Below are 23,305 nucleotides of genomic sequence, written 5' to 3' on the forward strand. Positions count from 1 at the left end.
TCCCCGGGCAGGCCGACCAGGGCGGCCGCGACGGCATCGCGCCGCACCGGCCCGGCACGCCCGAGGAGGCTCGCGACGACCGGAGCCCAGAGCTGTGGCGCGCCCGCGAAGATCGCCGCCACCGCGGCCGGAGCCTCGCCCGCCAGGCCCGCGGCGGCGAGCAATTGCCGGACGCGGCGCGGACGCAGGGCGGGCGGCAGGCCGTCAGCGTCCCGGTCCGCGAGCGTCTCGGCGGCGAGGGCCGGAAACGCCTTCGCCGCCTCGCCCCGCGTGGCGAGCCAGTCGGCGACGATCGCCTCCTCGCTCGCGCCGTGCCCCGGTCCGTCCAGGGAGAGCGCGAAGAGTGACGCATTGGACGCCGCCGGCGCGAAGGGGGCCTCGCCTGGCACCGCAAGGCCGTGGGCCGCCACGAAGCGACGCCGCTGCGCCGCGAGCAGCGGCAGCATGCCGAGCCGCGTCCAGCCCTCGGGCAGGCGCCATCCGGCCGCCTCGGCCGCATCGGCGAGCGCCAGCACGCGCGAACCCGCACGGCCGGCCGCCCAGGCCGAAGCCTCCGCGAGCAGCGCCGTGGCTCTCTCCCCGGCACGCTCGACGTCGTCGAGAACGAGCAGAACCGGCTCGTCCCCGGGCGCACCGGTGCCGTCGCGCGCCATCACCTGCGCCAGCGTGGCGCCCGGTTCCGCGCTCAGCAGGACGGGGAGGGGCCAGGGGCCGGGCCATGCCTCCGGCAGGGCGTCGCCGAGGTCGTTGCGGGCGATCGGCCCGGCGTCCGGCCACGCGCCGGCAAGCCTGGCCTGCGCCAGCGTCTGGGCCAGGTGGCGGGCCAGCGTGGTTCGCCCGCTGCCGGCCTCGCCGGTCAGCAGCAGGGCCGGCGTTTCCTGGACCATCTCCGCCACGGTGAAATGCACGGGGGGCTGCGGCACGGCGTCGGCGGCGAGCTTGCGCAGGCCCTTGGCCGCCTTGTCCTCGTGCGTCCAGGCCACGATGCGCGGGATCGGGCCGTCGGCCAGGCGGACGAGGGCGCGCCCGTCGGCGGCGGTCAGCAGCGGTTCGCCGGACAGCCGGGCGACGATCCTCCGGCAGGCCTCCTCGGCGGACATCGGCGGCGCCTCAGCGAAACAGCGCCGCCACGGCCGGATCGTGAAAGCGCTGGATTTCCAGGGCGTAGCCGGCCGGATCCTCGAAGAAGAAGTGGTCGCAATAGGTGCCCTTGCGCAGCTCCGTCAGCTTGGGCACGCCGATCCTGGAGAGCCGCGCGTGCCATCCCTCGACGTCCTCGGCCACGATGGTCAGGAGCGCCGCGTTCTTCTCCTGGTGTCGAAGGTGGCCCTTGTTGCCGTCGACGATGCCGAAATAGCAGTTCGGGGCCAGGCGGTAGATCTTGGCGAGGCCCTGGTCGAGCACCAGCTCGAAGCCCAGCGTCTCCTCGTAGAAGGGCGCCACCGCGGCGATGTCGGGGTAATAGAAGAAGGTGATGCCGTAGTCGCGGGTCATGGGATCCTCGAGGGTCGTTGGGTCAGCCGCCGATGACGAGCGTGCCCTTGCAGTCGATGGAGAGGCCGCCGAGGCCCGGGCGCATGCCCAGCACCTCGACGGGATGCAGCAGGTAGAGCCATGGCGGGTCCTCGTTGAGGCGCTCCAGGCACCGGGCATAGGCCCGCTCGCGGTCGGCGTCCGGCACGGCCGCGTTGGCCGTTGCGATGAGGGCCTCGGCCCGCGCGTCGTCGTAGCCCTGCCACCAGACGGCCTTGTGCCGGCTCGTGATCTTGTCGTCGAGCACGCGGAACGTGCTTTGCGGCGATGAGTCGAAGATCGCCAGGTCGCCGATCCGCTTGGCCCCGATCTGGCGGGCGTAGTCAGGCCGGTCGAGCACGAGATCGGTCTGCACCGTGAAGCCGACGTTCGCGAGGCTTTCCGCCACGAAGGCGCTGATGGCGGGCGAGCGCTCCGGCATGTGGGTGGGCGTGCGCAGCGTCAGGGTGCCCGGCCCGCCGGCCCGGTCGAGGAGCGCCCGGGCCCGGTCCGGATCGTGCGGGATCGGCGCGACCCGGGCCCGGCCCATGCCGAGATGGAAGGGGCTCACGATGGTCGCGGCGGGGATCGCGAGGCCGTCGAAGACGTCGCGGATCAGCCGGTCCTTGTCGACCGCGAGATTGGCCGCAAGCCTCGCCTCCGCCGAGCGAAAAACGCCCTGGCTGCAGTTCAGGTAGAACATCACCGACAACGTGTTCGCGCTGCGGCTCCAGGCGATGTCGGGGCTGAAGGCCAGCGGCCCCTCGACCCGCTCGAGGTTGAGCGCCGCATCGGCGCCGCCGCCCCTCAGCATGGCGAGCCGGGCCTCGGCCTTCGGCTCGCACAGCGCCACGATCCGTTCGGGCCCTGCGCCGGACAGGCGCGCGAGCTCGGCCCGCGCGTTGGGCGCGTAGGCCGTCACCCGATAGGGCCCGGTGCCGAGCAGCGGCTCGTCGGCCTCGGTGAGGCGACACGGGTAGAACTCGCAGAAGATGTCGAGGATGTCGGCGAAGGGCTCCGGGTTCGTCACCACGAGCGTCGAGTCGTCCGGCGCGCTGACGACCGCGTCGCGCAGGTAGCGCGCGTATGACCACTTCATGCCGAAGGTGTCCACGGATTCGCGGATCGCGTCGACGAAGGCCACGGCGTCGCCTGCCACGAAGGGCCGCCCGTCGTGGAAGCGGGCGCCTTCGCGCACCTTGAAGGTCCAGACCCGGCCGCCGTCCGTCGCGCTCCAGGAGGCGAGCAGCGCGGGGCGGGCGAAGCCGCGGTCCCACCGCAGGAGCGGCTCCAGCACGAGGTTCTTGAGCGTCAGAACGCTGGTGTCGTCGGTGACGCGCGTCGGCGGCAGGAAAGCGACCTTTTCCAGCGCGATGGTGAGCGTGGTCATGAGGGCTCAGTCCCGTTCGGCCCGGCGGCGCGGATCGAGCCAGTCGGCGAGACCGTCGCCGACGAGGTTGATGGCCAGCACCGCCAGCAGGATCGCTCCGCCCGGTGCCAGCGCCACCCACGGCGCGCTGCGGACATAGTCGAGGTTCAAGGACACGTCGGCCCCCCATTCGGGTGCGGGCGGCTGCGCGCCGAGGCCGAGGAAGCCCAGGCTCGCCGTCTGCAGGATGGCACTGCCGAGCGACAGCGTCGACTGGACGAGGAGCGGACCGACGCCGTTGGCCAGCACGTAGCGGGTAAGGATGCGACCGCGCGTCAGCCCGAGCGTCACGGCGGCCTCGACATAGGGGCGCGAGGCGATGGCGACGGCCTGCCCGCGCGCCACGCGGGCGAATTGCGGGGCGAGCGTGATGGCCACCGCCAGCATGGCGTTCTGCAGGCTTGGCCCGAAGGCCGCCGCCAGCGCCGTGGCGAGCACCAGTCCGGGGAAGGACAACATGGCGTCGACGACGCGCATGATGACCGCGTCCACCCAGCCGCCCGCATAGCCCGCCAGCGTGCCGAGCGGCACGCCGACGAGGAAGGCGAGCGCCACGACGCCGAGCCCGATCGCCAGCGTCACCTGCCCGCCATAGAGCACCCGGGTCGCCACGTCGCGGCCGAACGCGTCGGTGCCGAGCCAATGCGTCGGCCCGGGCGGGGCGAGCTTGTGCAGGATGTCGAGGCGCGTCGGCGTGTAGGGCGAGAGCCACGGCACGAGCGCCGAGCCGATGGCGAGCGCCAGAAGCAGCACGAGGCCGGCGAGGGCGAGCGGGTTGGCCCGCAGGAAGGCGACCGCGTCCTTCACGAGGCCACCTTGCGGCGGATGCGCGGGTCGAGCAGCGCGTGCAGGATGTCGACGACGATCGAGCTCGCCACGAAGATAAGGGCGAAGAGCAGCGTCGTGCCCTGGATGACGGGGTAGTCGCGGTTGCGGATCGCCTCGAACATGTAGCGGCCGATGCCCGGCCAGGCGAAGATCGTCTCGGTGAGCACCGCGCCACCGAGCATCTCGGCGAACTTCAGCCCGACGACGGTGATCGCCGGCAGCAGCGCGTTGCGCAGCCCGTGGCCATAGACGACCTCGGCCCGCGTCAGCCCCTTGGCACGTGCCGTGCGGATGAAGTCCTCGCCGAGCGTCTCCATCAGAGCGTTGCGCACGAACCGCCCCAGCGTCGCGGCGAGGAAGGCGGCGAGCACGGTGGCGGGCAGGATCACGTGGGCGAGGCCGTCGAGGAAGGCCCTCGGGTTGCCGGCCAGGAGGCTGTCCAGGAGCGCGAATCCGGTCGCGCCGGCGCCCGTCGCGAACGGGCTGGCGCGGCCCGACACCGGCAGCCAGCCGAGCCAGACGGAGAAGACGAGCTGCAGGATCAGCGCCAGCAGGAAGGCCGGCACGGAGACCCCGACCAGCGAGCCCACCCGCAGCGCGTGGTCGAGCGCCGAGTTCGGCCGCGTCGCCGAGACCACGCCGAGCGGAATGCCCACCAGGATGGCGCCGATCAGCGCCACGAACGCGAGTTCGAGCGTGGCGGGCAGGCGCGAGAGGAGCTCCCTCGCCACCGGCAGGCCGCTCTTCAGCGACTGGCCGAGATCGCCCTGCGCGAGCCCGCCGAGATAGGACACGAACTGCAGGGGCAGCGACTTGTCGAGGTCGAGCTGCAGCCGCAGCGCGGAAATCTGCTGCTGCGTCGCGCCGGGCCCGAGCAGCGTCACCGCCGGATCGCCCGGGATGAGACGCACCAGCGAAAACACGATCACGAGCACCAGCGCCAGCACCGGCACCATGGCCAGCAGCCGGCGGATGAGGAAGGCGGTCATGGGGAGGGGACCTGCCGAAACGCCCAGTCCTTCAGCCTTGCCCTCTCAGCCGTCATGGCCGGGCCTGGCCCGGCCATCCACGACTTTGTCTGGGCCGTCCCGAAGTCGTGGATGCCCGGGCCAGGCCCGGGCATGACGCGCTGAGGGGGAGCGACCAGCCTTCGATACGGGCGACTGAGGGGGCGGCGAAGCCTCACTGCTTCGACACGCTCCAGTACTCGTTCAGCGGCGGGGCGCTGTTGACGACGAGGCCCTTCACGTTGGAGCGGGCGAACACGATCAGCTTGGGGCTGAACAGGTAGGCGCCCGGCACGCGCTTCACGATCTCTTCCTGGATCTGGAAATAGAGCTGCTTGCGCGCCTCGGTGTCGGCCGTCTGCTGGGCCTTGGTGATCAGGCCGTCGAGCATCGCGTCCTTCGGCATGCGGAAGGTCATCGCCGTCGCGGCGAGGTCGGAGAGGTAGCCGATCGTGATGTGCGCGTCGGGGTCGTTGTACCAGGGCTGGCGGCCATCGAGCGCGACGTCGAACTGGCCCGAGGTCTGCAGCGCGCGCAGCGCCGGGAACTCGGTCTGCTGGATCGTGGCCTTCACGCCGATGTCGGCGAGGTTGGCCTGCACGAAGGTGGCCACCGCGCCCCACAGCGCGCCCTGGAAGCTGTAGAGCTTCAGGTCGAGCTTGGCGGGGTCGACGCCGGCCTCGGCGAGCAGCGCCTTGGCCTTCTTCGGATCGTAGTTCGGGGCGAGATCCTTGACCTTCGGGTTGAAGGCCCAGTTGTTGCTCGTCAGCGGCCCGTAGACGCGCTCGGCCGTGCCGCCGAAGATGCCCGACAGCAGGCCGTCATAGTCGATGGCATGGGCGATGGCGCGCCGCACGCGGACGTCCGTGAAGGGACCCTCGGTCTTGTTGTTGTTGAACTCGAGCTGCCGGATGATCTGGCTCGGGCTCGTCAGGATGGCGACGTTCGGGTTCTTCGCGAGCGCCGCGACGTCCTCGGCCGCGATGGCCGCGAGCTGGCCGCCCTGCTGCACCACGTCCACGCCGCCGCTCTCGATCTCGAGGCGACGGGTGGAGGCCGCCGGGATCACCCGGAAGACGAGGCGGGAGAGCTTCGGCGCCCCCCGGAAATAGGACGGGTTGGCCTCCAGCACGACCTCGGTGTCGGCCTTGTAGCTCTTGAAGACGAACGGCCCGGTCCCGACCGGGTTGGTCGCGAACTTGTCGCCCGACGCCTTCGCCGCGGTCGGGCTGACGATGGCCGACTGCGGCTGCGCCAGGATCGACAGGAAGGCGGGATAGGGATCCGAAAGCGTGATGCGCACGCCGGTCGGCGAGGTGACGGCGATCTCCTTGATGAGATTGAAGGTCGCCTGGACGTAGGGATTGGTCGTCTTCGTGCGCTCGAGCGAGAACTTCACGGCCTCGGCGTCGAAGGGCGTGCCGTCGTGGAACTTCACGCCCTCGCGCAACGTGAAGTCGAACACCTTGCCGTCGGGCGACACCGTCCAGGCGGTGGCGAGGCGGCCTTCGAGCTTGCCGAACTCCGGCGGCGTCCAGGCCACCAGCGTGTCGAACACGTTGAGGATCACCTCGCTGCCGATCGGCTCGGCGCGGTTCGTCCCGGGCTCGAGGTTGACCGGGTCGGAAGGCACCGCGACGACCAGTGTCTTGGCCCGGTCGGCGTCCTGCGCGAGAGCCGCGCCGGAGAGCAGCGGCACGGCCACGAAGGCCGCCAGGATGTGGGTCGTCAGGCGCATGGAAAACCTCTCGGGCTTCGGCAGGGGCGGGCTGTGGAAAGCGGTCTAATATATCAGGCGAACCTTAGCCACGGCGAAGGCGAAGTAAAGGCCGATCGGACGGCAGGTTGCCTCTTCGAAACGCCTGTTCTCTGGGCAGGACGCCTGGGAGACGATTATTCTCTGGCCAGAGATGATCCTCCCTCTCTCCGCCGTCTTGGCCGGGCTCCGGCCCGGCCATCCACGACTTGAGGGCGGCCCCGGCAAAGTCGTGGATGCCCGGGCCGAAGCCCGGGCAGGACGCACGAAGGGGGCTCATGAACCGATCAACGTCCCTCTTGCGAGGCCCTCTCACCGCGGCTTCGCTCCCACGACCACAGGCCGGCCGGGATCGTGCACCCAGGCCGACCACGAGCCCGGATACATGGCGGCCTCCACCCCGATCGAGGCCAGCGCCAGCACCGTGTGGGCGGCGGACATGCCGGCGCCGCAATAGACGCCGACCGGCCTGCTGCCGTCGGCGCCCAGCGAGCCGTAGAGCTCCCCCAGCGCGAAGGCATCGATGAAGGTGCCGTAGTCGGTGACGTTGTCGGGCGCGGGCGCGCTGAGGGCGCCGGGGATATGGCCGCGCGGGGGCTGGCCGGCCGGCACGGGGCCGCCGATGTAGTTGGTGCGGATGCGAGCGTCGAGCAGCACCCCGGCCTCGGCAAAGCGCGCGGCCTCGTCCGGGCCGAATTCGGGAACGTTGCCAGGGGTCAGCACGATATCGCTGGGCGCGGGCCGGCCGGGTTCGGACGCCGTCGGCAGGCCGGCCTTCTCCCAGGCCCACAGCCCGCCGTCGAGGACGCGCACGTCCTTCAGGCCCGCCCAGCGCAGCACCCACCAGGCGCGCGCGGCGGTCAGGCTGCGATCGTCGTCGTAGACGATGACGGTGTGATCGTGGGTCAGCCCCCAGCGCCGCGCGGCCGCCTGCAGCGTTTCGATGCGCGGCAGGGGGCGCTGGCCGGCCTCGGGAGAGGGAGGCGACTGGAAGTCGGTGTAGGCCTCCGCATCGACCGCGCCGGGCACTCGCCGGTCGCGCACCGACGGGCGGCCCGTGTAGTGGTTGATCGACTGCACCGCGATGACGCGGACGGGCCTCCCGCTTTTCATCAACGCGTCCGCCTCCAGAGGCGTCGGCAGCACGCGCTGGCGGTGAGTGTCCGTCATGGCTGGTCCCCGGCTTGCAACGCGGGCATGATCGCCCGCCGCCGCAGGTGGTACAACCGGAGAGCCTTGCGTGACCATTCTCGCCGTCGACGATCTCACCGTCAGCTTCCGCCGGGCCGGGGCGTGGTCGACCGTGGTCGACGGCGTGGCGTTCCGGGTCGATGCCGGCGAGACGCTGGCCATCGTCGGCGAGTCGGGCTCCGGCAAGAGCGTGACGGCGCTTGCGACCATGCGCCTCCTGCCGGAGCGCACCGCCCGCGTGACCGGCTCCGTTCTCCTGGAAGGCCGCGACCTCCTCGCGCTGCCCGAGACCGAGATGGAGCGCGTGCGCGGGCGCGACATGGCCATGATCTTCCAGGAGCCCATGACCTCGCTGAACCCGGTGCTGACCGTGGGCCGGCAGATCGCCGAGGCGTTGCGCCGGCACGAGGGGCTCGACAAGGCGGCCGCTCGCGCGAGGACCGTGGCCCTGCTCGACCGGGTGCGGATTCCCAGCGCCTCGAACCGCTTCGACGAATATCCGCACCAGCTGTCCGGCGGCATGATCCAGCGCGTCATGATCGCGATGGCGCTCGCCTGCCGGCCGCGCCTGCTGATCGCGGACGAGCCGACGACGGCGCTCGACGTGACCGTGCAGGCCGAGATCCTGGCGCTGCTGCGCGACCTCCAGCGCGAGGACCGCATGGCGGTGGTGTTCATCACCCACGACATGGGCGTGGTGGCCGAGATGGCCGACCGCACCCTCGTGATGCGCCGCTCGAAGATGATCGAGAGCGAGCCGACGGCGGCCCTGTTCGATCATCCCGCCCAGCCCTACACCCGCGCGCTCCTGGCCGCCGTGCCGCGCCTCGGCACCATGGCCGGCCATCCGGGGCCCGCGACCTTCCCGATCGTCGATGCGGAGACGGGCGGCCAGTCACCGGCCCGCGACATGCCGGCGGTCGCGGCGGACGCGGCGCCTGTGCTCGAGGTGGAGAACCTCGTGGCCCGCTTCGACCTGCGCAAGGGCGTCCTGGGCCGCGTGCGCGAGCGCGTGCACGCCGTCGAGAACGTCTCCTTCACGGTGTCGGCCGGCGAGACGCTGGCGCTCGTCGGCGAATCCGGCTGCGGCAAGTCGACGACCGGGCGCTGCATCCTGCGCCTCGTCGAGCCGAAGTCCGGGGCGATCCGAGTCGACGGCCAGGACGTGCTGGCGCTGGAGGGCGAGGCGCTGCGCCGGCAGCGCAGCCTGGCCCAGATGATCTTCCAGGACCCCTTCGCCAGCCTCAACCCGCGCCTGCGCATCGGCGAGGCGCTGGTCGAGCCGCTGCTGGCGCTCGGCAAGGCCGACCGCGGCGAGGCCCGCGACCGCGTGGCCGAGCTGCTGCGCCGGGTCGGCCTCGACCCCGCCATGGCGGCCCGGTTCCCGCACGAGTTCTCCGGCGGCCAGCGGCAGCGCATCGCCATCGCCCGTGCACTCGCCCTGCAGCCGCGCCTCGTGGTGGCCGACGAGGCCGTGTCGGCGCTGGACGTGTCGGTGAAGGCCCAGGTCGTGAACCTGCTCCTCGAGCTCCAGGCCGAACTCGGCCTCGCGCTCCTCTTCATCTCCCACGACATGGCCGTGGTGGAGCGCGTCAGCCACCGGGTGGCGGTGATGTATTCCGGCGAGATCGTCGAGATCGGCCCCCGGGCCGCCGTGTTCGGCAACCCCCGCCACCCCTACACGAAGCGGCTCCTGGCCGCCGTGCCCGCCATGGACCCCGCCCGCCGCCACGGCGCCGGCGCCCCGCCGCCCCGCGAGATCGCGAGCCCGGTGCGCCCGGTTGGCTTCGTTCCGCCCGTCCGGCGCTACGTGGAGGCGGGGCCCGGGCACTTCGTGCAGGAGGCGGAGAGGCTCGCCGGCTAGTTTTTTTGCCGCACTCTCTCAGCCGTCATGCCCGGGCTTGGCCCGGGCACCACGACTTGCGCTGCCGGACCGAAGTCGTGGGTGGCCGGGACAAGCCCGGCCATGACGGTGGAGGGAGTGAGGGAAGCGATCACCGCCCCGCCAGCGCCCGCTCCATCCGGTCCAGCCCCTCGTCGAGCAGCGCCCGCGGGCAGCCGAAGTTGAGGCGGACGTGCTGGCCGTAGGGCGTGCCGAACTCGTGCCCCGCGCTGAAGCCGACGCGGCCCTTCTCGAGGAAGAAGGCCTGCGGGTCGGGCAGCCCCAGCGCGGCGCAGTCGAGCCAGGCCAGGAAGGTCGCCTCGGGCGCGATGCAGCGGATCGTGGGGAAGCGGCGGGCGAGCTCGCGCATCAGGTGGTCGCGGTTGGCGCCGAGATAGGCCAGGAGCGCCTGCCGCCAGGGCTCGCAGTCGCGGAAGGCCGCCTGCGTCGCCACCAGGCCCAGCGCGTTGACGCTGTCGACCATGCCGAGCCGGCACGCCGCGAACCGCGCGCGCAGGTCAGGGTCCGGGATGATCGCGAAGGCCGTCTTCAACCCCGCGATGTTGTAGGTCTTGCTCGCCGCCATGAGCGTGATCGTGCGGCGGGCGACCTCGGGCGACAGCGACGCCAGGGGAACGTGGCGCCGCCCGTCGAACAGCAGGTCGCAATGGATCTCGTCCGAGATGATGGCCACGTCCCGGACGAGGCACGCCTCGGCGATGGCCTCCAGATCGGCGCGGTCGAAGGTCCGCCCCGTCGGATTGTGCGGGTGGCAGAACAGGAAGGCCTTCGAGCGGTCGAGCGCCGCCGACAGCGCGTCGACGTCGAGCCCGTGCCGGCGCTCGCCGGGCACCAGGGGCACGTCGTGGCGCACGAGCCCCCAGTGGCCCGGAGCCGACAGGATCGGCCGGTACATGGGCGTCTGCACGGTCACGCCGTCGCCCGGCTGCAGCTGCGCCCGCAGGGCCATGTTGAAGCCGGGCTCCACGCCCGGCAGGAAGACGAGGTCCTCGGGCGCGATCGTCCAGCCGTAGCGCTGCGCCATCGCCGCGACGATGGTCTCGCGCAGCCCGTCCTGCGCCACCGCATAGCCGAGCACCTGATGGGCGAGCCGGTCCTGCAGGGCGGCGACGACGGCCGGCGGCGCGGCGAAGTCCATGTCCGCCACCCACATCGGCAGCACGTCCGAGGGATGGCGCGACCACTTCGAGCTGCCGGTTCCAAGGCGGTCGATGACCGTGTCGAAGGCGAAGGTGGCCATGGGCACTCCGGTGTTGGCAGGCGGTCCTTCTACACGCTCCCGGCCGGGGTGGCACGGCGGCGAACGGATTCCGACGAATTGTCCATGAGTGCCATGGGGAAAAGTCGCCGTCGTACGAACGTCACAATGGTCATCGGCGGCGTTATGGGACATGGAAGGGCGGTGCCGGGCCGAGTGCGGCGATCCGGCCGACTGCCGCGTGGAGATCCCGGTCATGATGCGCTGGTTCCAGAAGCTCCTGCCCCGCGAGGACGCCTTCTTCGACCTCTTCGAGAAGCACGCGCAGACGCTGGTGGCGGGTGCCGACGCTCTGCACGCCATGCTCCAGGGCGGCGAACAGGTTCCGCACTGGTGCAGGGAGATCGTCACCCACGAGGCCCGGGCCGACGCCATCGCCCACGACGTGCTGGTGGCCGTGCGGCGCACCTTCATCACGCCATTCGACCGCAGCGACATCAAGGACCTCATCCAGTCGATGGACGACGCCATCGACCAGATGAACAAGACGGCCAAGGCCATCACGCTGTTCGAGGCCCGCACCTTCGATCCGCCGATGCGCGAGATCGCGGGGCTGGCGGTCGACGCCGCCCGGCGCACCGCCGTGGCGCTGCCGTACCTGCGCGAGATCGGCCGGCATGCCTCGGCCATCAACAGCTACACCGAGGAGGTCGTGAAGCTGGAGGAGCGGTCGGACCAGCTGCACGACGAGGGCCTGCGCGAGCTCTACCGCCGCCACAAGGACGGCAACGCCATGGCCTTCATCGTCGGCGTGGAGATCTACGACCACCTGGAGAAGGTGGTGGACCGTTTCGAGGACGTCGCCAACGAGATCAACGGCATCGTCATCGAGCACCTGTGAGGGGCCGGGCGCCATGACCGAGATCCTGAGCCTTCCGATCCTCGTCGGCCTCATCGCGGTCGCGCTCGCCTTCGATTTCCTCAACGGCCTCCACGACGCGGCCAACTCGATCGCCACGATCGTGTCGACCCGGGTCCTTCGCCCGTCCTACGCGGTGTTCTGGGCGGCGTTCTTCAACTTCATCGCGTTCCTGTTCTTTGGCCTGACCGTGGCCGAGACGGTCGGCAAGGGCATCGTCACGCCCGACATCGTCACGCCGGGCGTCATCTTCGCGGCGCTGACCGGCGCCATCGCCTGGAACGTGATCACCTGGGTGCTGGGCATTCCGTCCAGCAGCTCGCACGCGCTCATCGGCGGGCTCGTGGGCGCCGGCATCGCGCGCGCCGGCTTCGGCGCGGTGGTCTGGTCGGGTTTCGGCAAGACGGCCGCGGCGATCGTCCTGTCGCCGCTCTTCGGCTTCGTGCTCGCGCTCCTGCTCGTGGCGGCCGTGTCGTGGATCTTCGTGCGCTCGACGCCGCTGGCCGTCGACAAGACCTTCCGCACCCTGCAGTTCATTTCCGCCGCGCTCTATTCGCTGGGCCACGGCGGCAACGACGCGCAGAAGACCATGGGCATCATCGCCGTTCTGCTCTACTCGCAGGGCTACATGCCGGGCGGCTTCCACGTGCCGTTCTGGGTGGTGATCTCCTGCCAGGCGGCCATGGCGCTCGGCACCCTGTTCGGCGGGTGGCGGATCGTCCACACCATGGGGTCCAAGATCACGCGGCTCACGCCCATGCAGGGCTTCTGCGCCGAGACCGGTGGGGCGATGACGCTGTTCCTGGCGACCTGGCTCGGCGTGCCCGTCTCCACCACCCACACCATCACCGGCGCCATCGTCGGCGTGGGCGCCGCGCGGCGCACCTCGGCGGTGCGGTGGAACGTCGCGAGCAACATCGTCTTCGCCTGGGTCCTGACCCTGCCGGCGGCGGGCCTGATCGGCGCAGGCACCTATCTCGTCGTCCGGGCGGTGTCCTGAGAGGGCCGCCCGCAGGCAACCTTCGGCGCGCATCCGCCGTTGCAAGCTGTGACGGTGCAGACCTGCCATGACGGCGGGGGCTCGTCACACGTCCGCCACTGCCCCATGTTCCGATCACGCGCTGCGCCGGCCAGCGGCGAACCCGCCTGGAGCTCTCATGACCCATTCCCTGACGCTCACCGTCAACGGTGAGGAGAAAACCGTCGCGCTGGATGATCCGCGCGTCACCCTGCTGGATCTCCTGCGCGAGCGCCTGGGCCTCACCGGCGCCAAGAAGGGCTGCGACCGCGGCCAGTGCGGCGCCTGCACGGTGCTCGTCGACGGCCGGCGGGTGAACGCCTGCCTCACGCTCGCGCTCACCGTCGACGGCAGCGACGTGCTGACCATCGAGGGTGTCGCGCGGAACGGGTCGCTGCACCCGGTGCAGGCGGCCTTCATCGCCCATGACGGCTTCCAGTGCGGCTTCTGCACCCCCGGCCAGATCATGAGCGCCATCGGTCTCATGGCCGAGGCGGGCCCGCTGGACGATCCCGAGCGCATCCGCGAGGGCCTGAGCGGCAACCTTTGCCGCTGCGGCGCCTATGCCGGCATCACCGAGGCGGTGCGCGACGCCAGCAAGATCCTGTCGGGCAAGGGAGGTGCGGCATGAAGCGCTTCGCCTATGTGAGGCCCTCCACCCTCGACGAGGCGCTCGCCGCGGGGGCGCGCCCCGGCGCCGCCTATCTCGCGGGCGGCACCAACCTGCTCGACCTCATGAAGACGGGCGCGCGCCGCCCGGACGTGGTCGTCGACATCACTCGTCTTCCCGATCTCTCCGCCGTCACGGTGCTGGAGGACGGCGACGTGCGCGTGGGCGCGCTCGTGCGCAACGCCACGCTGGCGGCCGACCCTGCCTTCGCCAGGGCCTACCCGGCAATCGCCGAGGCGCTGCTGTCGGGGGCTTCCGGGCAGCTGCGCAACATGGCGACGCTGGGTGGCAACCTGCTGCAGGAGACGCGCTGCGCCTACTTCGCGGACCCCGCCAGCGCCTGCAACCGGCGCCGGCCAGGCACGGGCTGCGACGCGCGCGGCGGCGAGAACCGGCTGCACGCGGTGCTGGGCTGGAGCGAGGCCTGCATCGCCACCCATCCGTCGGACCTGTGCGTGCCTCTCGCGGCACACGACGCAGTCGTCGAGATCGTCGGCCCGGCCGGGGCGCGCGAGGTGCCGTTCGGTGAATTCCATCGGTTGCCCGGCGACGAGCCGCAGGTCACGACGGCGCTGGAGCCGGGCGAGATCGTCGCCGCCGTGCGCCTGCCGGGCCACGGCAAGGCCTTCGCCCCGCATGCACGCTACCTCAAGGTCCGGGAACGCACGTCCTACGCCTTCGCCGTCGTCTCCGCCGCGGCCATGCTGCGGCTCGACCGCGGCCGGATCGCCGAGGCGCGCATCGCGCTGGGCGGCGTCGCCGCACGGCCCTGGCGCGCCGCGGCCGCCGAGGCCGCCCTCGTGGGGGAGGTGGCCGACGATGCCGCATTCCACCGCGCGGGCGAGCTGGCGCTCGCCGAGGCGCGGCCTTCGGGCGAGAACGCCTTCAAGATCGAGCTCGGCCGCCGCGCCGTGGCCCGCGTCCTGCGGCTCGCCGCGGCCGGCACGCCGGACTTCGCGCCCGCCTTGCCGGCATCCCCCTTCGCCTCCACGACCGGAGTGGCCCTCCATGGCTGAGACGCTTCCCATCCGCGAAACGGCCCAGGGCTCGGCCCATGCCCGCCACGGTTCCAACATCGGCCAGCCCGTGACCCGCCGCGACGGCGAGCTCAAGGTCACGGGCGCCGCACGCTATGCTGCCGATCACCGTCCGCCGGGGCTCGCCTATGCCGCCATGGCCGTGAGCACGGTGGCGCGCGGACGCGTCGCCGGGCTGGACGTGGCGGCCGCCAAGGCCCATCCCGGCGTGATCGAGGTGATGACGCCGGCCAACCGGCCCGCGCTGGCGCAGGATCCGGACGCCAAGCACCATCCCTTCATGTTCCGCATGGATCTCCTGCAGAACGACCGGGTGCGCTACGCCAACCAGCCCATCGCGGTCGTCATCGCCGAGACGCTGGAGGCGGCGACGGAAGGGGCGGCGCTGCTGGCGCCCCGCTACGAGGCCGAGGCTCCGGCCGCGACGCTTGCGGACGGCGAGGTCTTCGTGCCCAGGGCCGTGGGGGTCGGCAGCCCGGCCGACCTGGCGGTCGGCGACGTGGAGGCGGGGATCGCCGGGGCCGTCCACCGTGTCATGGCGACCTACGACACGCCCGCGCAGTACCACAACGCGATGGAGCCGCACGCCATCGTCGCGGAGTGGACCGGAGACGGCCTGTCCATCGACACGCCCAGCCAGGGCCTGGCCATGGCCCGCGGCCGCATCGCCGGCCTGTTCGGCCTGAAGCCGGAGGCGGTCGCGATCCGCAGCCCGTTCCTCGGCGGCGGGTTCGGCTCCAAGGGCATGCTCTCCGGGCCGCAGGTGCTGGGCATCCTGGCGGCGCGCCTGGTGGGGCGGCCGGTGAAGCTGGTGCTCAGCCGGGCGCAGATGTACGGCCCCGTCGGGCACAGGGCGCCGACGCGCCAGACGCTGCGCCTTGGGGCGGACGGCGAGGGCCGGCTCACGGCCGTGCACCATCACACCCGCACGGCGAGCAGCCGCTTCGACGACTTCTTCGAGGCTGCGTCCGACGTGTCGCACACGGTCTATGCGAGCCCGGCCATCCGCACGTCCTACGACGCGGTGCGGCTCGACACCGGCACGCCGCTGTTCATGCGCGCGCCCGGCGAGGCGCCCGGCTCCATCGCCCTGGAGAGCGCCATCGACGAGATGGCGGCGGCCTGCGGCATGGATCCGCTGGCCTACCGCCTCCTCAACTACGCCGAGACCGAGCCGATGTCCGGGAAGCCGTTCTCCTCCAAGGCGCTGCGCGCCTGCTACGAGGAGGGGGCCCGCCGCTTCGGCTGGGAGGGCCGGCCGCTCGCGCCGCGGACGATGCGCGACGAGCAGGGACTGCTGGTGGGCTGGGGCGTCGGCACGGCGACCTTCCCGGCCCTGATGTTCGAGGCGCAGGCCCGCGCCGTCATTCGCCGCGACGGCCGCGGTATCGTCGAGACAGGGGCGCACGACATGGGGCAGGGGGCCTGGACGGCCTTCGCCCAGATCGCCGCCGACAGCCTCGGCCTCGACATCGACGCGGTGGACTTCCGCGCGGGTCATTCCGACCTGCCGGACGCCGGCATCGCGGGCGGCTCTGCCCACACGGCCACCGCCGGCATGGCGATCCACCATGCCGGGGCGGCGGTGATCGCCCGGCTGGCGGAACTCGCCATGGGCGACGAGCGCTCGCCTTTGTTCGGCGCGGGCAATGCCGGCGTCGTGGCCCGCGGCGGGCGGCTCCTGCGCCGCGACGATGAGACGCGCGGCGAGACGTTTTCGGCGATCCTGGACCGTGCCGGGCTTGCCGAGGTCGAAGGCAAGGGATCGTCGAGCGACGGCGGGCCGGCGGCGGGCGACTATGCCAAGCACGCCCACGGCGCGGTGTTCGCCGAAGTGAAGGTGGATCCCGATCTCGGCCAGGTCCGCGCCACGCGCCTCGTCGGGGCCTTCGCCGCGGGCCGGATCGTCAACCCGCACCTCGTGCGCAGCCAGTATCTCGGCGGCATGATCTGGGGCGTGTCCTTCGCGCTCCACGAGAAGGCCGTCGTCGATCCGCGCACCGGGCGCGTGTTGAACGCCGATCTCGGCGAGTATCACGTGCCGGTCAATGCCGACGTCCCGTCGCTGGAGGCGATCCTGGTCGCTGAGGAGGACCCGCACGTCAACGCGCTGGGCATCAAGGGTGTCGGCGAGATCGGCGTCACGGGTTCCGCGGGCGCCGTCGCCAACGCGGTCTGGCACGCCACCGGCGTGCGCGTGCGCCAGTTTCCCATCCCGATCGAGGCGCTGATCGTGTGAGGGGGACGGCTATACCCTCCACCCGTGACGCACCTCGGCTCATTCTCAGGTTCGCGACGACCTCTCGGCCGTCCTGCCCGGGCCAGGCCCGGCCAAGACGGCTGAGGGGTTGCCGCAAACTGGAAGCCACCTGCGGGCCCCCGTCGCAAGCCCGCCCTCAGGCGCGCTTCACCAGCCCGATGATGAACAGCAGGATGCAGGCGCCGATCGCGGCGTTGATGATGTCGCCGATGACGCCGCCGCCGATGAACAGGCCCAGGCGCGGCAGGATGGCGCCGGCCAGAGCCGCGCCGACGATGCCCACGACGATGTTGCCGAGCAGGCCGAAGCCCGCGCCCTTCATGATCAGGCCCGCAAGCCAACCGCCGACGGCTCCGATGAAGAGCCAGATGATGACGCCCATTTCCACAACCTCCGCGGGAGAACCGGAGCGGCCATGGTGAAGCCGAGTTAACGGTTTCGGCAAGTTGAATTCTGGAATGGCAATATCAGTAATGCGGCGGGGGCGGCTCGTCCTGGACGTCGTGCCCCTGCGACTCGCGCATCTCCCTGAGCCGCTCCTCGAGCTCGGCCACCTTGCGCAGCGCATGGTCGAGCTTCGTCCACTGCTGGACGACCATCTCGTTCAACTCCTCGATCGCCTGGTCCTGGTAGGCGCAGCGGACCTCGAGCGTCTCCAGGCGGGCGGCGAGGGCTTGCAGGTCGTCTGTCATCGAATGATCCGGTCGGTGGGTGTTGCCGGTTGCGCCGGCCGCCGCGGAAGCAGAGGATCGCCCCAGCCAGCAGCCGCTCGGGACTTAGCATGCCGACCGCCAGCAATCTCCTCGCCTTCGCCGTCGTGGCGCTGGGCATGGTGCTCACGCCGGGGCCGAACATGCTCTACCTCGTCTCACGCTCGGTGTGCCAGGGCAGGGCGGCCGGCTTCGTGTCGCTGGCGGGCGTGGCCGCGGGCTTCCTCGTCTACATGCTGTGTGCCGCGCTTGGCATCACCGCGCTCGTCATGGCCGTGCCCTTCGCCTACGACGCGTTGCGCCTCGCGGGCGCCGTCTATCTCCTCTGGCTGGCTTGGCAGGCGGTGCGCCCCGGTGGGCGCTCGGTCTTCCACGTGCGCGAGCTGCCGGCCGACTCGCCCCGGAGGCTCTTCGCGATGGGGCTCGTCACCAACCTGCTGAACCCGAAGATCGCGGTGATGTACCTCTCGCTGCTGCCGCAGTTCGTGACGCCCGAGACCGGCAACGTGCTCGCCCAGTCGATTGCGCTGGGCCTCGTCCAGATCGCGATCAGCCTGTCGGTGAACGCCTGCATCGTGCTGGCGGCCGGCACGATGGCCCTGTTCCTCGCAAGGCGGCCCGGCTGGCTGCTCGTGCAGCGCTGGATCATGGGCACGGTGCTCGCGGCGCTCGCCGTGCGCATCGCCACGGAAGCCAGGCGGTGAGGAGGACGCGATGCATATAGGTCTCATCGGCGGCATCGGGGTCGCGGCGACAGTCGTCTACTACCAGCGGCTCACGGCGGCGGTGGCCCGGCGCGGGGCAGGGCGGCTGGACCTGACCATCGCCCATGGCGACATCCAGGAGCTCATCCGCAACAACCTCGCCGACCGCCGCCAGGAGCAGGCGGAGGCGTTCCTGCCCCTGGTCCGCCGGCTCGCCGATGCGGGTTGCGACGCGGTGGCGCTGACCTCGCTGGGCGCGCACTTCTGCTTCGACGAACTCGCCGCGCTGTCGCCGGTCCCGCTCGTGTCGGGCGTGACGCCCCTCGACGACCATTTCGCCGCCGAAGGCATCGGCAGCGTCGGTCTTCTCGGGACCCGCGTGATCATGCGCACGCGGCTCTACGGCCAGCTGCGGAAAACCCGTGCCCTGGCGCTCGATGGCGAGATCGACACGATCGGCCAGACCTACCAGGAGGTCGCCGTCGCCGGCACCTGCACCGCGGCCCAGCGCGCGCTCCTTCTCGACGCGGGCCGCCGGATGATGGCGGAGGGAGCCCAGGCCATCGTGCTCGCCGGCACCGACCTGAACCTCGCCTTCGATGGGGCGGAGCCGGGCTACCCGGTCATCGACGCGCTGGACGTGCACGTGGCGTTGCTGGCGGAGATGGCGGCGGGGCGATCGACGCCCTGACGGGTGAGCGGACGGAGGAAGCGGGTTACCCCACAAAAAGTGCGTTGTGGGGTAACGAACCCTTGTCGAGTTACCCCACAAATGATAGTTTGTGGGGTAACTCGACGAGGCCGCCATGTCCGCGATGCTCTCCCTGCAGTTCCAGACGATGTATGCCCAACTGGTCGACATTGCCCATTTGGGTCGGCTGCAGTCGGATTTTGCCTCTACCGGAAACTTCGTCTCGCGAACGATCAAGGGCCGCCGCTACTGGTATTTCAGGACACCGATGGAGGGGGGGAACCGGCGCGACCGGTACGTCGGACCCGACAGCCCCGAACTGGAGGAGCGGATCCGAAGGCACGGCGAGCAAAAGGAGAGCCGCCGGGAACGGCGTACACTCGTGACGGGACTGCAGCGGGCCGGTCTCAAGGGGCCCGATGCGCGCACCGGCGCCATTCTCGAAGCTCTAGAGGCTGCGGGCATCTTCAGGATGCGGGCGGTCGTCGTCGGCACGGTCGCCTACCAGGCTTATGCGGGGCTTCTCGGCGCGAAGCTGCAGGACCGCAACTTCATGACCCAGGACCTCGACGTCGCGCAGTTCGATGCGATCTCGATCGCGGTCGGGGACGCCGTGGCCACGCCTTTCCTTGACATCCTGAGGCAGGTCGATCCTTCAGCCGACGCGATTGCCGAGACCTTCGAGCCGACCAAGGCCTGGCGATATCGCCTGGGCACCTACCAGGTCGAGATCCTGACCCCCAAGCGCGGCCCTGACGGGGATGCGCTCGTTCACCTTCCCGCCCTGAAGACCGATGCGAGACCCCTGCGGCATCTGGACTTCCTGATCTACCGGGAGATCCCGGCCGTGATCCTCCATGGGCTGGGGATCGCGGTCAATGTGCCGGCCCCCGAACGCTATTGCCTGCACAAGCTGATCGTCAGCCAGCGGCGACAGGCCACCGATGCCGTCTCCTACGCGAAATCGAGAAAGGATCTCGCGCAGGCGCAAGAGCTCATGGCCGCACTGATCCAGCAGAAGCCCCACGAGTTGCGTGACGCGTGGGACGAATTGCAGGACCGTGGGCCGAAGTGGCGCGAGCGTGTAGCGAAGGGCCTGGCGATGATCGACCCCGGCGTTCGCTCCGCCTTCGAGGGATTGGTCGGCCCGTCCGGGCCGACCTGATCGAGCGCGCGTCCACTCTTGCCTTTCCGCTGCGCCGAGCCACGTCCGGCGTGTCGTGCAAAGGAGGACACCCCATGACACCGCAGCCCGATCCCGTCGCGCCCGGCCAGGAAAGCGTCTGGCGCTATCCCCGCCCGGCCATCGCCGAGCCAACCTCGGCCCACATCGTCATCGAGCACGCGGGCCTCGTCATCGCCGACACGCGATCGGCCATCCGCACGCTCGAGACGAGCCACCCGCCGAGCTACTACATTCCGCCGTCCGACATCCGCCCCGGCGTCCTGCGGCAAGCCACCGGCAGCTCCGTCTGCGAATGGAAGGGCAGGGCGGCCTACTGGGACGTCGTGGTCGGCGACACCGTTCTGGCCCGCGTCGGCTGGAGCTACCCGGACCCGACACCACCCTTCGCTCTGCTGCGCGACCACGTCGCCTTCTACGCCCGCCCCTTCGACTGCTGCACGGTCGACGGCGAGACAGTCGTGCCGCAGGAAGGCGACTTCTATGGCGGCTGGATCACGAGCAAGGTCGCCGGCCCGTTCAAGGGCGCGCCGGGCAGTTGGGGGTGGTGAGAGGGGGCTGGGGGGGAGCAGCGCTGACGGCAGGATCCCGGCCGTCTCCTCGTGCCCCTCAGCGACGCTCGAACACGACCGTTCTCGCCAGGAGGCAGCCGACGGAGAGGGAACGCACCGCCCCTCCCGGATCGCGTCGGACCTGGACCGTCCACTCGCCCGGCGCCGGCGCGTCCAGCGAGCGATGGCAAGCCAGGCGCCAGACATCACCTGCTGCTGGCGTGAGCGGCATGAGCGGTCCGTCTCCCAGCGGTCCCGAGAAGCCGGCAAACCAGCTTCCGCCGGCATCCACGACCTCCATGTCCGCTTCGAGTTCGGGCGAGTGGTAGGTGCCGGCGACGTCCGTGGCTGCGGGGCCGGACAGGCGGGCGGCGCGCGATCGGATCGCGTCGGCAGCCCGGGTGATGGCGAGCATGGTGCCGTCGGGAGCCAGAGCCATGTCCGAGCCGCGCGCGACGCCGTCGTGTCCGATGGCCAAGCTGTCGGCCACACCGCCGTAGACGGTCCGCAGCGCTCCCGAGGACTCACGCACGACCTCGAGCAGCAGGCCGGTGTCCTGGTCGAGCCAATGTCCTTCGAAAAAGCTTGTACTGCCGGGCACCGGCGTGGTCGTCGGCTCGGCTTCTCCCAGTGCCGACGCGAGAACGCGCATCGCGGCGCCCTTGCTGTCGCTTTCGTGATTGAATGCGACAGCAACCGACAATCGTTCCGAAGCAACGTGCAGACGTTGCAACCGCCACCCGCGGATCGCACCGCCGTGGCGTGTCATCGCGCGGCCCCAGACCGTCTTGCGGGAGAGACCCAGACCATAGGAGGCCGGTGAGCCGTCCCTGTAGGTCACCGGGGCGGACAGCCTGCCGTAGACACCGTCGGGGTCATCGCGCGTGCGGTCGATGAACTGCTCCCAGGCGATCATGTCGTCGAGCGAGGCATGGAGGCCCGCATCACCGCACCAGTGGATGCGATTGACGCCCGGCCTCCATCCGGTTGCCATCGTTCCTTCATATCCCATGGCTCCGCCGGGAACCGCACCGGTATCGGCCTGGAACACGGCGGTGTTCATGGCGGCGGGGCCGGCGATCCGGTCGATGAGGAGCTCGCCGAAGTCGCGGCCCGAACGTTCGGCGATGGCGGCCGCCAGCATCCGGAAATTGCCGTTCGAATACGAGTAGGCCGTTCCCGGCCTGAAATGCAGGCTGCTGGTGAGCCTGACCAGGGCGTTGGCGTCCGCGAGCGTGAAGACGCCCTCCGGCATCGCGCCAGCCAGCACTGTGAGCGCCCAGTAGTCGCGCAGCCCCGACTGGTTATTGGCCAGATCGAGAGTGCTCGGCCTCTCGCCCTCGAGCCGAGGGAGGGAAGCGGCGATCACGCCATCGAGAATCGACGGGTCCGGTGCGACGGACAGAAGCGTCGCGCACGTGAACTGCTTGGTGATGGAGCAGATCGGCGCCAGCGTGGCGGGCGTATAGGGGATCCGTCGTTCGAGATCCGCGAAGCCCCATGCGTGGCGGACGACGGCCACACCATCCTTGACGACGCAGACGGCCCCGCCTGGACCCGGATAGCGGCGGGGCAGGTCCTCGATGACATCGTCCAGGGATTGCGACACAGGAACGCGCATCCGACAGTCTCCGAGAGCCACCGCGACCCGATTGTGCCGCGTCAGCCGCGTCGTGAACAGCCGGCCAATCCGACACGGCGGCGCCACTGCAAGCGAAACGCCGTGACGGCACCGTTCTGTGTCCAGCACAATTGCTGGCCGGCAGGGGCCAGTGTTGGTGGAACAGACCGCCTGTGTGTGACACAATCGCGGCCTGTGCACACATCCCGCTGCGGAGTCCGCCATGACGCCTCGCAAGTCCTCGGCCAAGCGCGGGCCCGGCGTGGAGCGATCCACGCGCGGGTCTTCCCGAACCGCGCGGATGCCGATGGCCGCGGCCCATGCTTCGCTCCTCGAGGAGGCTCGCGTCGCCGGGCTCCTCGACGGCGAGAAGTCGGAGCATGTGAGCTTCAGGGCGCCGCCGGCCCTGATCGAGGCCGCCAAGCGCGAGACCGGGCTGAGCTCGATGAGCGAACTCGGCACGCTGGCTTTGGCCATGCTGGCCCAACCGGATCCCGCGGGCCGCTTCCTCAAGCGGACGCGGGGGCGCCTGGGGAAGGCGCACACGCTTGAAACCTGATCTGCGTGCAGCGCTGCGGCGGCGGAAGCCGGAGCGGCAGCGCGACGCACTCGTTCCCCGCAGTCCGTCTGCCCAGGTCAGCGCCATGGATCTGCGTGGCAGGCGCGTGGCGCTTGTCCTCGACACCAACGTCTACATCAACGCTGCGGCCGGGCGCCTCGACCCGCAGGTGGGAGCGCTCGTCGAGAACGCCCTGCTGTTTCACTGCAGCGTCTGCTTGAGCGAAATCGCTCTCGGCATCGGCAATGCTGACCCTCGGCACCAGACGTGGACGGCCACGCGCGACCACTATGCCGAACTCTTCGCGAGCATCCCGGCATCGCGCCTGCTGACCCCGGACGATGGGATCTGGACAGAGGCCGGGCTGATTGCCGGCACCCTGGCCCGGACGCAGGGCCTGCAACCATTCCAGCGCAAGGACCTTCTGAACGACGCGCTCATCTACCTGACCGCCAGCAAGGCCGGGGTTCCCGTGCTCACGCAGAATCGCGTCGAGTTCGATTTCATCCAGCAGTTGGCTCCGGAGGGGAGCTTCATTCACTACTGAACTGCGGATGG

General features: G+C 70.8%; 23 protein-coding genes. 12 read left to right on the forward strand and 11 right to left on the reverse strand.

What is annotated here, in order from left to right:
- From Q0Q47_RS28120 to Q0Q47_RS28150, 7 genes are all read right to left on the reverse strand, one after another.
- Positions 1-1,100 (reverse strand): ATP-binding protein (locus tag Q0Q47_RS28120; protein ID WP_293867985.1); only part of this gene is annotated, 1,100 nt, incomplete at its 3' end.
- 10 nt (positions 1,101-1,110) lie between these two features.
- Positions 1,111-1,494: a VOC family protein gene (locus Q0Q47_RS28125; RefSeq protein ID WP_293867987.1), complete on the reverse strand. Its 384-nt coding sequence runs from the start codon at positions 1,492-1,494 to the stop codon at positions 1,111-1,113.
- Between the two features lie 22 nt (positions 1,495-1,516).
- Positions 1,517-2,902 (reverse strand): ABC transporter substrate-binding protein, encoded by a 1,386-nt coding sequence (locus tag Q0Q47_RS28130; protein WP_293867989.1) that lies wholly within the window; start codon positions 2,900-2,902, stop codon positions 1,517-1,519.
- Positions 2,903-2,908: 6 nt separating this feature from the next.
- A complete protein-coding gene (locus Q0Q47_RS28135; RefSeq protein WP_293867991.1) occupies positions 2,909-3,748 on the reverse strand; it encodes an ABC transporter permease in 840 nt (279 codons plus the stop codon).
- Complete coding sequence (locus tag Q0Q47_RS28140) at positions 3,745-4,758, reverse strand: ABC transporter permease (protein WP_293867993.1); 1,014 nt, start codon at positions 4,756-4,758, stop codon at positions 3,745-3,747. The genes Q0Q47_RS28135 and Q0Q47_RS28140 overlap by 4 nt, the downstream gene beginning before the upstream one ends.
- A 193-nt stretch (positions 4,759-4,951) precedes the next feature.
- Positions 4,952-6,514 carry an ABC transporter substrate-binding protein gene (locus Q0Q47_RS28145; RefSeq protein ID WP_293867995.1) on the reverse strand — a complete coding sequence of 521 codons (1,563 nt, stop codon included), beginning with the start codon at positions 6,512-6,514 and terminating at the stop codon, positions 4,952-4,954.
- Positions 6,515-6,844: 330 nt separating this feature from the next.
- Positions 6,845-7,702, reverse strand: a complete 858-nt coding sequence (locus Q0Q47_RS28150; protein WP_293867997.1) for a sulfurtransferase — start codon at positions 7,700-7,702, stop codon at positions 6,845-6,847.
- A gap of 70 nt (positions 7,703-7,772) precedes the next feature.
- Between Q0Q47_RS28150 and Q0Q47_RS28155 the strand changes: the two genes are divergently transcribed.
- Complete coding sequence (locus Q0Q47_RS28155; RefSeq protein WP_293867999.1) at positions 7,773-9,587, forward strand: ABC transporter ATP-binding protein; 1,815 nt, start codon at positions 7,773-7,775, stop codon at positions 9,585-9,587.
- 130 nt (positions 9,588-9,717) lie between these two features.
- Here the strand turns inward: Q0Q47_RS28155 and Q0Q47_RS28160 are convergent, their stop codons facing one another.
- On the reverse strand, positions 9,718-10,866 hold the full coding sequence (locus Q0Q47_RS28160; protein WP_293868001.1) for a MalY/PatB family protein: 1,149 nt from the start codon (positions 10,864-10,866) through the stop codon (positions 9,718-9,720).
- 214 nt (positions 10,867-11,080) lie between these two features.
- Between Q0Q47_RS28160 and Q0Q47_RS28165 the strand changes: the two genes are divergently transcribed.
- The 5 genes from Q0Q47_RS28165 (at position 11,081) to Q0Q47_RS28185 (ending at position 16,707) form a co-directional block, all read left to right on the forward strand.
- Positions 11,081-11,725, forward strand: a complete 645-nt coding sequence (locus tag Q0Q47_RS28165) for a DUF47 domain-containing protein (protein WP_293868002.1) — start codon at positions 11,081-11,083, stop codon at positions 11,723-11,725.
- Between the two features lie 13 nt (positions 11,726-11,738).
- Positions 11,739-12,743 (forward strand): inorganic phosphate transporter, encoded by a 1,005-nt coding sequence (locus tag Q0Q47_RS28170; protein WP_293868004.1) that lies wholly within the window; start codon positions 11,739-11,741, stop codon positions 12,741-12,743.
- Between the two features lie 157 nt (positions 12,744-12,900).
- Positions 12,901-13,392, forward strand: coding sequence for a (2Fe-2S)-binding protein (locus tag Q0Q47_RS28175; RefSeq protein WP_293868006.1), 492 nt, complete (start codon positions 12,901-12,903; stop codon positions 13,390-13,392).
- Entirely contained in the window at positions 13,389-14,447 is a 1,059-nt protein-coding gene (locus Q0Q47_RS28180) for a xanthine dehydrogenase family protein subunit M (protein ID WP_293868008.1), read from the forward strand. Before Q0Q47_RS28175 ends, Q0Q47_RS28180 begins: the two co-directional genes overlap by 4 nt.
- Complete coding sequence (locus Q0Q47_RS28185) at positions 14,440-16,707, forward strand: xanthine dehydrogenase family protein molybdopterin-binding subunit (RefSeq protein ID WP_293868009.1); 2,268 nt, start codon at positions 14,440-14,442, stop codon at positions 16,705-16,707. Before Q0Q47_RS28180 ends, Q0Q47_RS28185 begins: the two co-directional genes overlap by 8 nt.
- Positions 16,708-16,864: 157 nt before the next feature.
- On the opposite strand, the gene Q0Q47_RS28190 is transcribed toward Q0Q47_RS28185, so the two are convergent.
- Positions 16,865-17,110 (reverse strand): GlsB/YeaQ/YmgE family stress response membrane protein, encoded by a 246-nt coding sequence (locus tag Q0Q47_RS28190; protein ID WP_293868011.1) that lies wholly within the window; start codon positions 17,108-17,110, stop codon positions 16,865-16,867.
- An 85-nt stretch (positions 17,111-17,195) separates the two neighbouring features.
- The gene (locus Q0Q47_RS28195) at positions 17,196-17,420 is read right to left on the reverse strand and encodes a SlyX family protein (RefSeq protein ID WP_293868013.1); all 225 of its coding nucleotides are present in this window, start codon (positions 17,418-17,420) and stop codon (positions 17,196-17,198) included.
- An 89-nt stretch (positions 17,421-17,509) separates the two neighbouring features.
- Here Q0Q47_RS28195 and Q0Q47_RS28200 point away from each other — a divergent pair, with 89 nt between their 5' ends.
- The 4 genes from Q0Q47_RS28200 to Q0Q47_RS28215 all read left to right on the forward strand — a co-directional run bounded on the left by Q0Q47_RS28200 (position 17,510) and on the right by Q0Q47_RS28215 (position 20,567).
- Positions 17,510-18,142, forward strand: a complete 633-nt coding sequence (locus Q0Q47_RS28200) for a LysE family translocator (protein ID WP_293868015.1) — start codon at positions 17,510-17,512, stop codon at positions 18,140-18,142.
- A gap of 10 nt (positions 18,143-18,152) precedes the next feature.
- On the forward strand, positions 18,153-18,833 hold the full coding sequence (locus tag Q0Q47_RS28205) for an aspartate/glutamate racemase family protein (RefSeq protein WP_293868017.1): 681 nt from the start codon (positions 18,153-18,155) through the stop codon (positions 18,831-18,833).
- A gap of 115 nt (positions 18,834-18,948) precedes the next feature.
- Positions 18,949-19,998 (forward strand): GSU2403 family nucleotidyltransferase fold protein, encoded by a 1,050-nt coding sequence (locus tag Q0Q47_RS28210; RefSeq protein ID WP_293868019.1) that lies wholly within the window; start codon positions 18,949-18,951, stop codon positions 19,996-19,998.
- Between the two features lie 74 nt (positions 19,999-20,072).
- The gene (locus tag Q0Q47_RS28215; protein ID WP_293868021.1) at positions 20,073-20,567 is read left to right on the forward strand and encodes a DUF427 domain-containing protein; all 495 of its coding nucleotides are present in this window, start codon (positions 20,073-20,075) and stop codon (positions 20,565-20,567) included.
- A gap of 58 nt (positions 20,568-20,625) precedes the next feature.
- On the opposite strand, the gene Q0Q47_RS28220 is transcribed toward Q0Q47_RS28215, so the two are convergent.
- Entirely contained in the window at positions 20,626-22,188 is a 1,563-nt protein-coding gene (locus Q0Q47_RS28220; protein WP_293868023.1) for a D-aminopeptidase, read from the reverse strand.
- A gap of 223 nt (positions 22,189-22,411) precedes the next feature.
- Here Q0Q47_RS28220 and Q0Q47_RS28225 point away from each other — a divergent pair, with 223 nt between their 5' ends.
- The gene (locus Q0Q47_RS28225) at positions 22,412-22,747 is read left to right on the forward strand and encodes a hypothetical protein (RefSeq protein WP_293868025.1); all 336 of its coding nucleotides are present in this window, start codon (positions 22,412-22,414) and stop codon (positions 22,745-22,747) included.
- The gene (locus tag Q0Q47_RS28230; protein WP_293868027.1) at positions 22,737-23,294 is read left to right on the forward strand and encodes a type II toxin-antitoxin system VapC family toxin; all 558 of its coding nucleotides are present in this window, start codon (positions 22,737-22,739) and stop codon (positions 23,292-23,294) included. The genes Q0Q47_RS28225 and Q0Q47_RS28230 overlap by 11 nt, the downstream gene beginning before the upstream one ends.
- Positions 23,295-23,305 lie beyond the last annotated feature (11 nt).

The organism is uncultured Alsobacter sp., from assembly GCF_945952055.1.
Classification (GTDB): Bacteria; Pseudomonadota; Alphaproteobacteria; order Rhizobiales; family Beijerinckiaceae; genus Alsobacter.

Coding starts and splice junctions, on each gene's coding strand:
- Q0Q47_RS28125 (WP_293867987.1), bottom strand. CDS start 1,494: ATGACCCGCGACTACGGCATCACCTTCTTCTATTACCCCGACATCGCC.
- Q0Q47_RS28130 (WP_293867989.1), bottom strand. CDS start 2,902: ATGACCACGCTCACCATCGCGCTGGAAAAGGTCGCTTTCCTGCCGCCG.
- Q0Q47_RS28140 (WP_293867993.1), bottom strand. CDS start 4,758: ATGACCGCCTTCCTCATCCGCCGGCTGCTGGCCATGGTGCCGGTGCTG.
- Q0Q47_RS28145 (WP_293867995.1), bottom strand. CDS start 6,514: ATGCGCCTGACGACCCACATCCTGGCGGCCTTCGTGGCCGTGCCGCTG.
- Q0Q47_RS28150 (WP_293867997.1), bottom strand. CDS start 7,702: ATGACGGACACTCACCGCCAGCGCGTGCTGCCGACGCCTCTGGAGGCG.
- Q0Q47_RS28160 (WP_293868001.1), bottom strand. CDS start 10,866: ATGGCCACCTTCGCCTTCGACACGGTCATCGACCGCCTTGGAACCGGC.
- Q0Q47_RS28165 (WP_293868002.1), top strand. CDS start 11,081: ATGATGCGCTGGTTCCAGAAGCTCCTGCCCCGCGAGGACGCCTTCTTC.
- Q0Q47_RS28170 (WP_293868004.1), top strand. CDS start 11,739: ATGACCGAGATCCTGAGCCTTCCGATCCTCGTCGGCCTCATCGCGGTC.
- Q0Q47_RS28175 (WP_293868006.1), top strand. CDS start 12,901: ATGACCCATTCCCTGACGCTCACCGTCAACGGTGAGGAGAAAACCGTC.
- Q0Q47_RS28180 (WP_293868008.1), top strand. CDS start 13,389: ATGAAGCGCTTCGCCTATGTGAGGCCCTCCACCCTCGACGAGGCGCTC.
- Q0Q47_RS28185 (WP_293868009.1), top strand. CDS start 14,440: ATGGCTGAGACGCTTCCCATCCGCGAAACGGCCCAGGGCTCGGCCCAT.
- Q0Q47_RS28190 (WP_293868011.1), bottom strand. CDS start 17,110: ATGGGCGTCATCATCTGGCTCTTCATCGGAGCCGTCGGCGGTTGGCTT.
- Q0Q47_RS28195 (WP_293868013.1), bottom strand. CDS start 17,420: ATGACAGACGACCTGCAAGCCCTCGCCGCCCGCCTGGAGACGCTCGAG.
- Q0Q47_RS28200 (WP_293868015.1), top strand. CDS start 17,510: ATGCCGACCGCCAGCAATCTCCTCGCCTTCGCCGTCGTGGCGCTGGGC.
- Q0Q47_RS28205 (WP_293868017.1), top strand. CDS start 18,153: ATGCATATAGGTCTCATCGGCGGCATCGGGGTCGCGGCGACAGTCGTC.
- Q0Q47_RS28210 (WP_293868019.1), top strand. CDS start 18,949: ATGTCCGCGATGCTCTCCCTGCAGTTCCAGACGATGTATGCCCAACTG.
- Q0Q47_RS28215 (WP_293868021.1), top strand. CDS start 20,073: ATGACACCGCAGCCCGATCCCGTCGCGCCCGGCCAGGAAAGCGTCTGG.
- Q0Q47_RS28220 (WP_293868023.1), bottom strand. CDS start 22,188: ATGCGCGTTCCTGTGTCGCAATCCCTGGACGATGTCATCGAGGACCTG.
- Q0Q47_RS28225 (WP_293868025.1), top strand. CDS start 22,412: ATGACGCCTCGCAAGTCCTCGGCCAAGCGCGGGCCCGGCGTGGAGCGA.